Raw genomic sequence first — 15,161 nt, 5'->3', positions numbered from 1 at the left:
GTTCCACCAGTCTCATTTCCGGCGTTGCAGCCCGCCCTTCCCGCCCGCCCCCGGTCCCCGGCTTCCTCATCTTGTCTGACCCAACCCGGTCGGGCCCTGGCGGTGCTTGCGGTGCTGGCGCTGGTCGCGCTACCCGCGTCGGGGGCGGAGGCGCTGGTGGCGGAGCCGCTGGCGGCGCGGAGTGCACCGCGCGGGGCGACTTTGTTTGCGACGATGCCCGCGGCCCAGACCGGCATCGTGGCCGAGAACCGCTACGCCGACCCGCTCATGTGGACCGACCATTATCAGGAGTTGGTCTACGGCGCGATGGGCACGGGGGTGGCGGTGGGGGATTTTGACGGGGACGGCCGCGTGGACCTGTTTGTGGTGAGCAAGACGGAGGCGAGCCGGCTGTTCCGGAACCTGGGCGGCTGGAAGTTTGAGGAGGTGACGGTGCAAGCCGGGATCAGCGAGCCGGGCAAGCCGGCGGGTTGGACGCAGGGCGCGGCGTTTGCCGACGTGGACAACGACGGCCGGCTCGATCTCTACCTCTGCCGATTCGGCGTGCCCAACCAGTTGTTCATGAATCGCGGGGACGGCACCTTCCGCGAGGAAGCGGCGGCGCGCGGTCTGGCGGTGGTGGACGCCAGCGGCATGGCGGCCTTCGGCGACTATGATCGCGACGGGGACCTGGATGTCTTTGTGCAGACCAACCTGTTCGATGCCGTCAAGGCGCCGGGCGGGCAGAAGGACTTCCTGTTCCGCAATCGCGGCGACGGCACCTTCGATGACGTGACCGTGACCGCGGGCATCGCGGGCGAAGCAATGGGTCACTCGGCCGTGTGGTGGGACTACGATGGCGACGGCTGGCCGGACCTTTATGTGGCCAACGATTACGCCTCGCCCGACGTCCTTTATCACAACAACCGCGACGGCACTTTCGCCAACGTCATCAACCGCGTCGTGCCGCGCACGCCCTACTACTCCATGGGTTCCGACCTCGGCGACGTGGACAATGACGGCCGGCTGGACCTGCTGGTGGCGGATATGGCGGCGAGCACCCGCGAAAAAGACCAGCGGGGCATGGCCGGGTCGCGGGCCCGCACGCAGGATCAGACGGACGACCCCGTGATCGCGCCGCCGCTGATGCATAGCGCGCTCTACTTGAACACCGGCGGGGCGCGGTTCCGCGAGGGGGCGCTGCAGGCGGGCATGGCCGCCACGGACTGGACCTGGTCGCCGCGCTGGGAGGACTTCGACCTCGACGGCCGCGTCGACCTGCACCTGACGAACGGCATGATCCGCGAGTATCACAACGCGGATTTGCTCGAGCGCCTCATGGCGCTGGAAAATCCCGCCGACTCCCGCCGGGCGATGCAGGCGGCGCCGGTGTTTGCCGAGCGGAACCTGGCGTACCGGAACCAAGGTGGCTTGGCGTTTGAGGAGGTGGGGGTGGCGTGGGGGCTGGGGCAGGTGGGAGTGAGCTTTGGGTCGGCGACGGGAGACTTTGACGGGGACGGGGACCTGGACTTGGTGTACGGCAACTACGAAGCCGGACCGACGGTGTTGCGCAACGACAGCGACACGGGCCACCGGTTGGTGGTGGCGTTGCAGGGCACCACCTCAAACCGCTTTGGCGTGGGCGCGACGGTGCGGGTGGAGAGCACGCTGGGCCGGCAAGTTCGCACCTTGGTGCTGGCGCGCGGTTACCTCTCGACGAGCGAGCCGGTGCTGCACTTTGGTTTGGGTAAAGACGAGATCATCAAAACGCTCACGGTCGAGTGGCCCAGCGGGCACCGGCAGCGTTTCACGAACCTCAGCGCGGACCAAAAACTCACGATCACGGAACCGGCGGGCCCGGCCCGGCCGGAAGCCGCACTTCAACCGTCCGCGCTGTTCACCGCGCAGACGCTCGACCTGGTCACGCGCGAACAGCCCGAGACCGACAGCAACCCGCAGGCCTTGCTGCCGTTCCGCTTTGACCGGCGCGGACCCGCCCTTGCGGTATTACCGAAGGACGGCCGCGAACAGCTCCTGCTTGGCGGTACGACGAAGGATCCGCTCACGGGCTTCGCGCTCGCGGACGCCTTGGATGACGGCCCCCTGCTTGTCTTCGAAGCCAACGGCGACGGCCTGCCTGATTTGCTGCAAACCAAGGCGGGCACGAGCCGGCCGATAGGGGCCGACTATCAGCCGAAGCTGCACCTCGGCACCGCCACGGGCTTCACGTCCGCGCCGTTGCCGGCCCTGCCGCAAAGCACCGGAGCCGTCACCGCGGCCGACTTCGATCGCGATGGGGACCTCGACGTCTTCCTCGGCGCCCGCGTGCTGCCGGGCAAATACCCGCTTTCGCCCCGCAGCGTGCTCCTGCGCAACGACGGCGGGCGATTCACCGAGATGCCGCTGCCCCAGAACGGGGAACTGGGCCTGATCACCTCCGCGGTCTGGAGCGATCTCGACGCCGATGGCTGGCCGGATCTCTTGCTCGCCACCGAGTGGGGCCCGGTCGTTTACCTCCACAACGAGCAAGGCCAAGGCTTCACTGATCGCTCGGTCGCGCAGGGTTTTGCCGCGACGGGCTTCTGGTCGTCGATCGTCGCCGGCGACTTTAACGGCGACGGCCGCTCCGACTACGCGGTGGGCAACGCAGGATTGAACACAGCGTATCGCGACGGCCCGGCCATCCTCTTCCACGGCCGTTTCGGGGACGGTGGCCCGCCACAGGTGATCGAGGCAATGGAGGAAAACACCCAGCTCTACCCGCGTCGCACTAGGAATGAACTCGGTCCCCGTGTCGCCGGCCTGCTGCGCCGTTTCCCGCGGCAAAACGATTACGCGAAAGCTACCCTCACGGAGGTCCTCGGCGCCGAGCGCCTGGCCAAGGCGCGGCGCTTCGACGCGACGGAGCTGCGCAGCGGCGTCTACCTCAGCCAGCCGGTCGGCCCGCACCGCTTCGTGGCTTTGCCGTGGGAAGTCCAGCTCGCCCCCGTGCAGGGCATGGTCGCCCTTGATGTTACCGGCGATGGCCACGTGGATCTTGCGCTCGTGCAAAACTCCCACGCGCCGGCTTCCTCGCTCGGACGCTTCAGCGGCGGGGTAGGCGTGATGTTGGCCGGCGACGGCCGCGGCGGCTTCCGGGCGCTCGATCCGCAGACAAGCGGTCTGCTGGTGCCCGGCGACGCGAAGGCGCTGGTTGTGACTGATCGCAATGCCGACGGCTGGCCGGACCTGGTCGCCAGCCGCAACGACGAGTCCGCGCTGGCATTTGTGCATCGTGGGCTCGACGGGCATCGCCCGCTGCGGGTGGCGTTGCAAGGTCCGGCGGGCAACCCGTCGGCGATCGGCGCCAATGTAACGCTCATCCTTGCCGACGGGTCGACCCGCACGGCCATGGTCTCGGCCGGCTCCGGCTACTACTCCCAGTCCACCCCGGCGGTGTTCTTCAGTTTTCCCGCCGCCACGCCGCCGCGCTCCATCACCATCACCTGGCCCGATGGCGCGACCTCGGCCCATCCGTTATCGGCCGATGCGACGGGCACGGTCGTACTCAATCATGCCACGCGCTGATCTTTCAGATAAGTGTACGTCCGGGGTAGGGCCAATCTGCGACCGGTCCGGTGGCAGAGCGCGGCGCATCTTGCGATTCAGCGGCCTGATCCTCGGCTGGTTTGGCCTCGCCCCGTGGGCCCTGCCCAGCACCGGCGTGGTGGCCGAGCCGCTGGCGGTGCGGAGTGCGCCACGCGGGGCGACTTTGTTTGCGACGATGCCCGCGGCCCAGACCGGCATCGTGGCGGAAAACCGCTACGCCGACCCGCGGATGTGGAAGGAGAAATTCCAGGAATTCAAATTCGGCGCGATGGGCACGGGGGTGGCGGTGGGGGATTTTGACGGGGACGGCCGCGTGGACCTGTTTGTGGTAAGCAAGACGGAGGCGAGCCGGCTGTTCCGCAACCTGGGCGGCTGGAAGTTTGAGGAGGTGACGGTGCAGGCCGGGATCAGCGAGCCGGGCAAGCCAGCGGGTTGGACGCAAGGCGCGGCGTTTGCCGACGTCGATAATGACGGCCGGCTGGACCTGTATCTCTCCCGTTTTGGCGTACCGAACCTGTTGTTCATGAATCGCGGGGACGGCACCTTCCGCGAGGAAGCGGCGGCGCGCGGGCTGGCGGTCGTGGATGCGAGCGGGCAGGCCGCCTTCTGCGACTACGACCGCGATGGCGACCTCGACGTGTATGTGCAGACGAACCTGCTCGACACGGTCAAGGCGCCGCAAGGCCAGCCGGACTACCTGTTCCGCAATCGCGGCGACGGCACCTTCGAGAATGTCACGATGACGGCGGGCATGGCCGGAGGCGAAACGGCGGGGCACTCGGCAACGTGGTGGGATCACGATGAGGATGGGTGGCCGGATCTCTATGTCGCCAACGACTACGCCGTGCCGGATTTTCTCTACCGCAACAACCGCGACGGCACCTTCACCGACGTCATCGGCCGGGCGGTCGACCAGACCCCGCATTCCTCGATGGGCGCCGACCTGGGTGACGTGGACAACGATGGCCGGGCCGACCTGCTGGTCGCGGACATGGCCACGAGCACGCGCGAGAAGGACCAGCGCGGCACGGCGAAGATCCGCGCCATGCTGGACACGGCCGTGCATCCGCCGGGTGTTTTTCAGTACATGCGCAGCATGCTCTACCTCGGTACCGGCACCGCCCGGCTGCGCGAAGGGGCCTGGCTGGCGGGAATGGCCGGCACGGACTGGACCTGGTCGCCGCGATTCGAGGATTTCGACAACGACGGTCGACTCGACCTGCATGTCACCAACGGCATGGTGCGTGAGTTGCATAACGCCGACTTGGTGCAGGATATCTCGGCGAGCGAGAGTCTGGAGGCGGGGATGCGCCTCGAAAAAGCGGCGCCGGTGTTTGCGGAGCGGAACCTGGCGTACCGGAACCAAGGTGGCTTGGCGTTTGAGGAGGTGGGGGTGGCGTGGGGGCTGGGGCAGGTGGGAGTGAGTTTTGGGTCGGCGACGGGAGACTTTGACGGGGACGGGGACCTGGACCTGGTGTACGGCAACTACGAGGCGGGGCCGACGGTGTTGCGCAACGACAGCGACACGGGGCACCGGTTGGTGGTGGCGTTGCGGGGCACCACCTCAAACCGCTTTGGCGTGGGCGCGACGGTGCGAGTCGAGAGTGCGTTGGGCCGGCAGGTGCGCACGTTGGTGCTGGCGCGCGGTTACCTCTCGACGAGCGAGCCGGTGCTGCACTTTGGTTTGGGGAAAGATGAGGTCATCAAAACGCTCACGGTCGAGTGGCCCAGCGGCCACCGGCAGCGTTTCACGAACCTCAGCGCGGACCAAAAACTCACGATTACGGAACCGGCGGGCCCGGCCCGGCCGGAAGCCCCGGTTCAACCGTCCGCGCTCTTCACCGCGCAGACGCTCGAGTTGCAGGCGCGCGAGCAACCCGAGACCGACAGCAACCCGCAGGCGCTGCTGCCGTTCCGCTTTGACCGGCGCGGACCCGCCCTCGCGGTATTACCGAAGGACGGCCGCGAACAGCTCCTGCTTGGCGGTACGACGAAGGATCCCCTCACAGGCTTCGCGCTCGCCGACGCCTTGGATGACGGCCCCCTGCTTGTCTTCGAAGCCAACGGCGACGGCCTGCCTGATTTGCTGCAAACCAAGGCGGGCACGAGCCGGCCGATGGGGGCCGACTATCAGCCGAAGCTGCACCTCGGCACCGCCACGGGCTTCACGTCCGCGCCGTTGCCGGCCCTGCCGCAGAGCACCGGAGCCGTCACCGCGGCCGACTTCGATCGCGATGGGGACCTCGACGTCTTCCTCGGCGCCCGCGTGCTGCCGGGCAAATACCCGCTCCCGCCCCGCAGCGTGCTCCTGCGCAACGACGGTGGACGCTTCTCCGAGATGCCCCTGCCCCAGAACGGCGAACTGGGCCTGATCACCTCGGCAAGCTTCAGCGATCTCGACGCCGACGGCTGGCCGGATCTCTTGCTCGCCACCGAGTGGGGCCCGGTCGTTTACCTCCACAACGAGCAAGGTCTGGGATTTACTGATCGCAGTGCCGCGCAGGGTTTTTCTGCCTCTGGCTTTTGGGCTTCGATCGTCGCCGCCGATTTCAACGGCGATGGCCGGCCCGACTACGCGGTGGGCAACGCGGGATTGAACACACCCTACCGCGAAGGTCCGGCCTATCTCTTCCACGGTCGCTTCGGGGACGGCGGTCCGCCGCAGGTCATCGAGGCGGTGCAGGAGAACAACCAGCTCTATCCACGTCGCACCCGCAATGAGCTCGGGCCGCGCGTCGCGGGCCTGCTGCGCCGCTTCCCCCGGCATAACGACTACGCGAAGGCTACGCTGACCGAGGTCCTCGGCGCCGAGCGCCTGGCCAAGGCCCGGCGCTTCGACGCGACGGAGCTGCGCAGCGGGCTCTATCTGAGCCAACCGGTCGGCCCGCATCGCTTCGTGGCTTTGCCGTGGGAAGTCCAACTCGCCCCGGTACAGGGCATGGTGGCACTCGATGTTACCGGCGATGGCCACGTGGATCTTGCATTGGTGCAAAACTCCCACGCACCGGCGCCCTCGCTCGGACGCTTCAGTGGCGGGGTGGGTCTGCTGCTGGCCGGTGACGGCCGCGGCGGCTTCCGGGCGCTCGATCCGCAAACGAGCGGTCTGCTGGTGCCCGGCGACGCGAAGGCGCTGGTCGTGACTGATCGCAATGCCGACGGCTGGCCGGACCTGGTCGCCAGCCGCAATGACGAGTCTGCGCTGGCTTTCCTGCACCGGGGAGTCGCCGGCCAGCAACCGCTGCGCGTGGTGCTGCAGGGCCCGGCGGGCAATCCGACGGCGATCGGCGCAACGGTAACGCTCACCCTCGCCGACGGCTCGACCCGCACGGCCGCGATCACCGCCGGTTCCGGCTACTACTCCCAGTCTTCCCCGGCTGTGTTCTTCAGCTATCCCAGCGCCACGCCCGCACGTGCCTTCACCGTCACCTGGTCTGATGGCACGAGTTCCACGCACGCGATCGAGCCGAATGGCGGTATCATGCACACCCTGGTCCATCCGCGATGAGCCGGCTAAAACCTTTCTGCCCCTTTCTATGAAAAAATCCGGTTTATCCCTGTGTCTGCTACTGTTGTCCGCAACTGCCTTCCTCCGGGCCGAGGATGCACCCCTGCCTCCGGCGGGAGGCGGGGGCACGAAGATGATGGTGGATTTGCGGGCGGAACTGCCGGGCCTCTTTTCCTATTCCACGTGGGAGGGTAAATACACTGTCACCGCGAGTGGCCACGCCATCCTCGGGGGCAAGGGGGCCCAGGGCAACGGCGGCTTGGGCCGCGAAATCGTGCCGGCGATGGATCTGAGTGGGGTGGTATTTGTCGAGGTGGCGCTCGGGACCCTGCCGGGCAACGAGGTCCCGGAGATCACGATCGCCCTGAACGATGCCGATGGCACACAGGTCAGCGCCCGGGTGCCGGTGGATCAGCTCGTGCCGGGTCAGCCCGTCTGGCTGCGCGCCCGGCGCGAGAAATTTCAACTCAATGGCATCGAGCCCGGCCGGGATTCGCAGATGGACTGGACCCAGGTGGTGCGCTGGCATTTGCAGGGGGACTGGACGACCCAACGGCCCATGCAGGTGATCTTCGTCGCGTTGCGCACGCGGCGCTGAGCGGGTTCAGGGCGCGCGGCCGAACTTCTCGCGGAACGCGTTGTTGAGCTGCGCGGTCTGGGCCGCCGGCACGCGCGGTTGCTCCCGCACGGTGGCCAGCCGGCGCCGGGCCTCGGCCTCGTCCCCGGAGTGGATGGCACTGAAGGCGAGGATGCTCAGCGCCATCGGGTTGCCGGGTTCGGCCACCAGGGCCTGCTCGACCACGGCCAGGCCCTCGGCGTTGCGGCCCTGTCGGATGAGCAGGTTGCCGAGTTCGAGGTAGGCCTCGGGTTCGTTGGGGCGCAGGCGGATCGAGGTCTGGAACTCCGGGATGGCCTCGGCGATGCGGCCGGCCTGCTGGAGGTTGCGCGCCAACTGGAGGTGGAGGCCCGGCGAGTCCGGGCATTGGCGAAGGCCTTCCGCCAGGGTGCGGGCGGCGGCAGCGGTCTCGCCGATGCTGGCCTGCAGCGCGCTCAGGTTGGCCCACCCGTCGGAGAAGTCCGGCGACAATTCCGTGCAGCGGCGCAGCTGTTCGATGGCCCCGGGGATGTCACGCTGCTGGATGAGCAGGGTGCCGAGCTGGAAGATCGCGGACACATCGTCCGGCGTGACCTCGACGGCGCGGCGGAGCAGCCGGACGGCGCCGGCGGGATCGCCGCTGCGGGCAAGGTTGCCGGCGGCGATGCCGAGCCGGTAGGGCTCGAAGCAGTCCTCGATGAGGGCGTCAACCCACGGGTCGGCCGGATCGCGGTAGGCGCCGGAGGCCTTGGCGCTGGCGCGGATCGCCTTGGCCCGGTCGGCCTGGCCGAGCCGTTCGTAGAGGCTGACGATGAGATCATAGCCGAGGGTGTAATTGGTCCGGCTCACGACGGTCTCGAGTTTCTGCCGCGCGGGTTCCCAGCGGCCGGCCTCGAAGTCGAGGCGCGCGAGCCCGAAGAGCGCGTAGGCATCATCCGGCGCCTGACGCAGCGCGGCATTGAAGGCGGCCTCGGCCTCGGCCGGTTGGTTGGCCTTGAAGGTGGTCTCGCCGAGGCGCAGCCAGGCGGGCGCATAGGTCGGGTCGAGGGTGGTTGCGCGGCGCCACAGTTCCACGGCCGGCTCGAGCTCGCCGTAGCCGGCGGTGAGGAGCGCCGCGAGATGGTACCAGCGGGCCTCGGTGGGTTCGAGCTGCCGCAGCCCGAAGTAGCAGCGGAGTGCCTCGTCGGGATAGCCGTTGGCGTGGTAGAGCCGACTCAATTCGCGCAGACCCGCCCCCGCGGTGAACCGGCCGCGGGCCCGTGCGTCGGCGGCGAGGATGCGATCACGCACCGCGGCGGGGGCGGCAGTGAGGTCCGGCGGGGCGGGGAGGGCGGCGGCGACGGCGCGCTGGGTGCCTCCGGCCTGCCACGCCCAGGCTGCCCCACCCAGGAGGAGGGCACCGGCGACCACCGCGAGGATCACGAAGAGTCGGCGCTGGTTCATGGCTTGGGCTGCTGCCGCCAGACCGTGATGCGGCTCATGGCGTCGTAGGGCGGATAGATATAAAAGCCGCCGGTCGCGAGGGACACCCGGCCGCTGCCGTCAAAATCCCCCGTGGCGACTGTGATCTGGTCCTTCGGGGTGCGGGCGATCAGGTGCGGTTCAAAGCGGGCGCGGCCGTCATTCCGATACCACATCAACGTGATGACATTCCGGTTCTTGTTGTTCCAGTCGGCATAGGCCGTCGTGACGACGATGTCCGGCTCGCCGTCCGCATCGACGTCCGCGACCTGCGGCCCGTAGGCGCCCGGGAGGGAGGCGATGCGGTGGTAGCGGTAGGAGCCGCCGCCCGTGTTTTCGAGCCATTGCACGCCATGCCACGGGCGCGGCCCGGGCGTGGCGGCCGGGCCGAAGCCGTCGCCGTTGGTGAAGACGATGTCGGGCCGGCCGTCGCGGTTCATGTCCGCCACGGTCAGGCCGCTGCTGCCGTAGTCCTCGTTGGTGGAACCCCAGAGCCGGCGCGCGGTGAAGCGGCCGCCGCCCTGGTTTTCGAAGAGATGGATTTCCTCCCACTGCTGCGAGATCTGGGCCACGATATCGGGGAGGGAGTCGCCGTTGAAGTCGGCGACGACGACGTTGATCGCGCCGGAGAGCTCGAGCAGGACGTGGCGCTTGAATTCCCAGGGGCCGGTGCGTTCCAGCCACGCGATCTCGCCCTGGTCGTAGCCGAACTGGCCGAGCACCAGGTCGAGGCGGCCGTCGCCGTTGAGGTCCGCGGCGCGCACGTCCACGGCGCGGGTCGTGTTCTCCAAGACCGCGTGCGGGGTGAAATTCTGGCGGCCGTCATTTTCCAGGATGTAGATGGTGCCGATGAGGTCGTTGTTGGGAAACACCGCGCCCATGCTGGCGACCAGCACGTCGAGGTCGCCGTCGCCGTCCATGTCGGCGGTCTCGACGTGGACCGGGGCCTTGAGACCCCCGGCGAGCAGCTTTTCCTCGAAGACGCCGGGGGCCGTCTGGCGCAGCCAGCGGACCTCGTTGTCCTGGGCCTCGCAAAACAGCAGATCGGTGCGGCGGTCTTGGTCGAGGTCGACCGAGAGCACGTGGGCGATCCATGGCGGCCGGCCGATGGCCCCGCCGACGGATTGCGCGGTGAAACGCGTCGAGTCATCGCGGATTCCGGGCAGCACCGGGGCCGGGGCAGCGGTCGTCGCCGGCGGTTCCTGCCGGGCGCACCCGGCGGCGAGCAGCAGGCCGGCGCCCAACAGGGACACCCACCGGCGCGGTGAAATGGCCGCATCAAAGCCGAGGGGACGGCCGGGCAGGGGGTGGAGCGGGGCAAGCATCGCGAAAGGTCGGAAGGAAATGGACCTGATTCCGGTCAAAGGCAAACCGGTCCGTGACCGGCGGGAAGAATGCGGACGCAATGACACCCGGGCTAATGGCACCTATCACGCGGGGCGATTGGCGCGCGGAGTAAAAACCTCCGGCCCGGGGCCGTTACGCTACTGTTAGACTACAGGGCGTTTTGCCTCAGACCGCCCGCATCGTTTTTGCTCAGGGCATAGGGGAAAGTTCCTTGGGTTAGGGACTCTTTCTTAAAACCTGCCATCCTCACCGGTGGCAGGTTTTTTTGCGCCCGAGCCGGGTGGGCGGTCTTATCTTAGCGCGACAAAGTTTGCCGGGGGATTGCCTTCCCGCTCGCTTCCCGGATGGTCGCGGTTGACGGCCCGCCTTTCCCCGCGGGCGCCGGCCGCGTCCACCCCTTGGTCCTTTTCCCATGAGCAGATCCATCCTGAAAGCGCTCCTGTTTCTCCTGTTGTCGGTTGGGTCCCTGGCCTTGCGGGCCGCCCCCGGTGACCGTCCCCTGCGGGCGACCGCCGCCACGCCCGGGGCGCTAGCCTTGGTCGCGGGGACCGGACCGCTTCGCTCTATGCGGCGGAGGAGGACTGGCCGGGTGTCCGACGGGCGGCAGGCGACTTGCAAGCGGACATCGAGCGCGTGACCGGCCGGAAACCGGAACTCCAATCCGGCCAGCCCGGGGCGGCGTCCGTCGCCGTGCTCATCGGCACCGTGGGGCGGAGCAGCCTGATCGACGGGCTGGTGGCCGCCGGGAAACTGGATGTCACCGCCATCCGGGGAAAATGGGAGGCCTTTGTGATCGAGACCGTCGAACAGCCCTTTCCCGGCGTCGAGCGCGCGCTGGTCATCGCCGGCAGCGACAAGCGGGGCACCATCTACGGCATCTACGAGATTTCCGAGCAGATCGGCGTGTCCCCCTGGTATTGGTGGGCCGATGTCCCGGTGAAAAAAAGCGCGGAGCTCTTCCTCGCCCCCGGTCGCACGGTGGTCGATAGCCCGGTGGTCCAATACCGCGGCCTCTTCCTCAACGACGAGGCGCCAGCGCTCACCGGCTGGGTGCATGAGAAATTCGGGAAATTCGACCACACCTTTTATACGCGCCTGTTCGAGCTCATGCTGCGTCTGCGCGCCAACTACCTCTGGCCGGCCATGTGGCTGCCGCGGGCCTTCAACGATGACGACCCGGCCAACCCGCGCCTCGCTGACGAGTATGGCATCGTCATGGGCACCTCGCACCACGAGCCGCTGATGCGCGCCCACGCCGAGTGGGGCAAATATGGGAAAGGGGCATGGAATTACACGAGCAACGACGCCGTGCTCCGTGACTTCTGGCGTGGCGGCGTCGAGCGCGTGAAGGATTACGAGAGCATCCACTCCCTCGGCATGCGGGGCGACGGCGACGAGGCCATGACCGCGGAGACCAACACCCACCTCCTCGAACGCATCGTCGCCGACCAACGCCAGATCATTGCCGAAGTCTCCGGCAAACCGGCGGAGCAGACCCCGCAGCTCTGGGCCCTCTACAAGGAGGTGCAGGATTATTACGAGGCCGGCATGCGCGTGCCCGACGACGTCATCCTGCTGTGGTGCGATGACAACTGGGGCAATATCCGCCGTCTGCCCACACCGGAGGAGCGGAAGCGGAAAGGCGGCGCGGGCGTCTACTATCACTTCGACTACGTCGGCGGGCCGCGGAACTACAAGTGGACCAACGTCACGCCTATCACCAAGGTCTGGGAGCAGATGCACCTCGCGTGGCAGCTCGAGGCCAACCGCATCTGGATCGTCAACGTCGGCGACCTCAAGCCGATGGAGTTCCCCCTCGAGTTCTTCCTCCGCTACGCGTGGGATCCGGCCCGCTGGCCCTACGAGAAACTTTCCGACTATTCCCGCCAGTGGGCGGAGCGCGAGTTCGGCGCGAAGCATGCGACCGAGATCGCGGCCCTGATCAACGGCTATTCGAAGCTCAACCGCCGCCGCACGCCCGAGTTGCTGACGCCCGACACCTACAGCCTGACCAACCACCGCGAGGCCGAGCGCGTGCTGGCCGAGTGGCAAGATCTCGTGGCCCGCGCGGAGAAGGTTCGGGCCGCCCTCGCGCCGGAGTATCACGACGCCTTCTTCCAACTCGTGCTTTATCCCGTCCAGGCCGGCGCCGGGGTGCACGAGCTTTATGTCGCGACCGGCCTCAACCGGCTGCACGCCCGCCAGGGGCGCACCGACGCCAACGTCCACGCGGCCCGCGCGCGCGAGTTGTTCGCCGCCGACCGCGCGCTCGCGGATCAGTATCACCAGCTGGGTGGCGGCAAGTGGAACCATATGGCGAGTCAGATTAAGTTTGGCTACACGTACTGGCAGTCGCCCGAGATGGAGGTCATGCCCGCGGTGCATGAGGTATTGCCCCGTGCCGGTGCCTCGCTTGGCGCAGCCATCGAGGGCGCGGAATTCGGTTGGCCGGTCTACGGTGCGCCGCGTCCGGTGTTGCCGGAGCTCCTCGCGCTGGCGCCGGCCGCGACCCGCTGGGTGGAAGTCTTCAACCGCGGCGCGGCACCTTTCGATTTCACGGTCACGGCCGACCAGCCGTGGGTGAAGCTCTCCGCCACCGGCGGACGGGTGACCGACCGCTCGGTGCGCCTGGAGCTCGGCGCCGACTGGGCGGCGGTGCCCGCCGGGCGCGCAACGGCCACCGTCACGATCGATGCCGGCGCAGCCGGCAGCTTTGCCGTGCAGCTGCCCGTGCACCGGCCCACCGGCGAGGTGGCCGGCTTCGTCGAGCAGGACCGGCACCTCGCCATCGATGCCCCGCACTATGACCGGTTCATTCAGACCGGGGACACGCAATGGAAGGTGTTGCCGGGCTTCGGTCGCACCCTCGGCGGAGTCACCACGATGCCGGTGACGCAACCCGCGGTTGTGCCCAGCGGCAACTCGCCCCGCCTCGAGTATGACCTGCACACGTTCTCGGCCGGCGAGATCAAGGTCGAGGTCCACCTGGCTCCCTCGCTGGATTTCCAATCGGGCGAGGGCTTGCGTTACGGTATCTCGATCGACGACGAGCCGCCGCAGGTCGTGAAGGTCGGCACCTGGGCGCCCCAGTCCAATTGGGAGGCCGCGGTGGCCGACAGCGTGCGCCGCGTCGCGACCACGCACCGGCTCGCGGTCCCCGGAAAACACACCCTCAAGTTCTGGCTCGTCACGCCCGGGGTCGTGCTCGAGCGCATCGTCATCGACACGGCGCCGGTGCCCGCGACTGCACCGGCCCGCGGCCCGCGCCCGGCGCCGGGGGTCCGTCCGAGCCACCTCGGCCCGCCCGAGAGCCCGCGTGCCGGCCAGCCGGTGCCGTTCTGGCAAGTGAGCCCGGAGGAGCGTGCGCGTCTTGGCCGGCTGACGCAGGAGGATCATGCCGACATGCTCCGCCAGCTCGGGATCACGCAGCTGCGGCCCGGCCGCAATCCCAACCCCGGCTCGACCACGCCGCCCAATTATGACGAGGCCCGGGCCAACCCGTACCCGGACTGGCCGGAACTGCTGACGCTCAAGGACGGTGCCAAGATCACCACCGCGGAACAGTGGTGGCGCGAGCGCCGTCCGGAGATCGTCGAGGATCTGGAACGGGAAATCGTCGGACGCGTGCCGACCCAGATGCCGGGCGTTAAATGGGAAGTGGCTCGCACGGTCGAAACCGCCGTGGGTGGCCGTCCGGTGGTGGCGCAGCAGGTGATCGGGCGAGTGGACAATACTGCTCATCCCGACGTCGCCGTGGCCATCAAGATGGCCGTGGTGCTGCCCGCCGAGGCGCGCGGCCCGGTGCCGATGCTGATCATGTTCGGTTCCGGCAGCATGCCGGATGAGCCGGGTTTCAGTTTCCCGGGGATGTACGAACCGCCCGTCCCGCCGTCCCCCGACCAGCTCATCGCCGCCGGCTGGGGGTACGTCTGGCTCAGCCCCACGAGCATCCAGGCCGACCATGGTGCCGGCCTCACGGCTGGCATCATCGGTTTGGTGAACCAGGGCCAGCGGCGCACGCCCGAGCAATGGGGCGCGTTGCGGGCCTGGGCCTGGGGCGCATCGCGTGCGCTCGACTACCTGGAGACCCTGCCCGCGGTGGACGCCAAGCGCGTCGGCATCGAGGGCGTTTCCCGCTACGGCAAGGCCGCGCTCGTCGCGATGGCGCTGGAGCCGCGCTTCGCGGTCGTGCTGATCGGCTCCTCGGGCGAGGGCGGGATGAAACCACATCGCCGTGACTTCGGCGAGTCGGTGGAGAATCTGGCCAGCTCCGGCGCCTACCACTGGATGGCGGGCAATTTCCTGAAATATGCCGCGGCTGAATCCACGTTTGGGGCGAAGACAGCGAACGACATTCCGGTCGAGTCGCATCAGTTGCTCGCGCTGTGTGCGCCGCGTCCGGCCTTCGTCAGCTATGGCATCCCGGAACGGGGTGACGCCCTGTGGCTCGACCAGCCGGGCAGCTACATGGCCACGGTGGCCGCCGGGCCCGCGTACCGGCTGCTTGGCGCGAAGGATCTGGGGGTGACCGAGGATTACCGCGCCGCGCGGATGCCGCCGGTCAACACCGGCTTGCTCGACGGCGAGCTGGCCTGGCGCCAGCACGACGGCGGCCACGAGGACCGCTCCAATATGAGCCACTTCCTCGCCTGGGCCAACCGGCTGCTGCGGCCCGCGGGTCACTGA

The 15,161-nt window shown here is 68.3% G+C and carries 6 protein-coding genes; 4 read left to right on the top strand and 2 right to left on the bottom strand.

Annotated features, from left to right (window positions below; genetic code table 11):
* The first annotated feature begins 213 nt into the window (after positions 1-213).
* The 3 genes from Verru16B_RS19090 (at position 214) to Verru16B_RS03170 (ending at position 7,670) form a co-directional block, all read left to right on the top strand.
* A complete protein-coding gene (locus Verru16B_RS19090) occupies positions 214-3,546 on the top strand; it encodes a CRTAC1 family protein (protein ID WP_099093253.1) in 3,333 nt (1,110 codons plus the stop codon).
* 196 nt (positions 3,547-3,742) lie between these two features.
* Positions 3,743-7,072 (top strand): CRTAC1 family protein, encoded by a 3,330-nt coding sequence (locus tag Verru16B_RS03175; protein WP_425483047.1) that lies wholly within the window; start codon positions 3,743-3,745, stop codon positions 7,070-7,072.
* A 64-nt stretch (positions 7,073-7,136) separates the two neighbouring features.
* A complete protein-coding gene (locus Verru16B_RS03170) occupies positions 7,137-7,670 on the top strand; it encodes a hypothetical protein (RefSeq protein WP_157772156.1) in 534 nt (177 codons plus the stop codon).
* Positions 7,671-7,676: 6 nt separating this feature from the next.
* On the opposite strand, the gene Verru16B_RS03165 is transcribed toward Verru16B_RS03170, so the two are convergent.
* Both Verru16B_RS03165 and Verru16B_RS03160 read right to left on the bottom strand, forming a co-directional pair.
* Positions 7,677-9,110 carry a tetratricopeptide repeat protein gene (locus Verru16B_RS03165; protein WP_069960925.1) on the bottom strand — a complete coding sequence of 478 codons (1,434 nt, stop codon included), beginning with the start codon at positions 9,108-9,110 and terminating at the stop codon, positions 7,677-7,679.
* Positions 9,107-10,453: an FG-GAP repeat domain-containing protein gene (locus Verru16B_RS03160; protein WP_069960924.1), complete on the bottom strand. Its 1,347-nt coding sequence runs from the start codon at positions 10,451-10,453 to the stop codon at positions 9,107-9,109. The genes Verru16B_RS03165 and Verru16B_RS03160 overlap by 4 nt, the downstream gene beginning before the upstream one ends.
* 655 nt (positions 10,454-11,108) lie before the next feature.
* Between Verru16B_RS03160 and Verru16B_RS03150 the strand changes: the two genes are divergently transcribed.
* Positions 11,109-15,161 carry a glycosyl hydrolase 115 family protein gene (locus tag Verru16B_RS03150; protein WP_069960922.1) on the top strand — a complete coding sequence of 1,351 codons (4,053 nt, stop codon included), beginning with the start codon at positions 11,109-11,111 and terminating at the stop codon, positions 15,159-15,161.

This window comes from Lacunisphaera limnophila (assembly GCF_001746835.1).
Taxonomy (GTDB): domain Bacteria; phylum Verrucomicrobiota; class Verrucomicrobiia; order Opitutales; family Opitutaceae; genus Lacunisphaera; species Lacunisphaera limnophila.
Note: the sequence above shows the minus strand (reverse complement) of the source record. Positions and strands in the feature narration are given on the sequence as shown.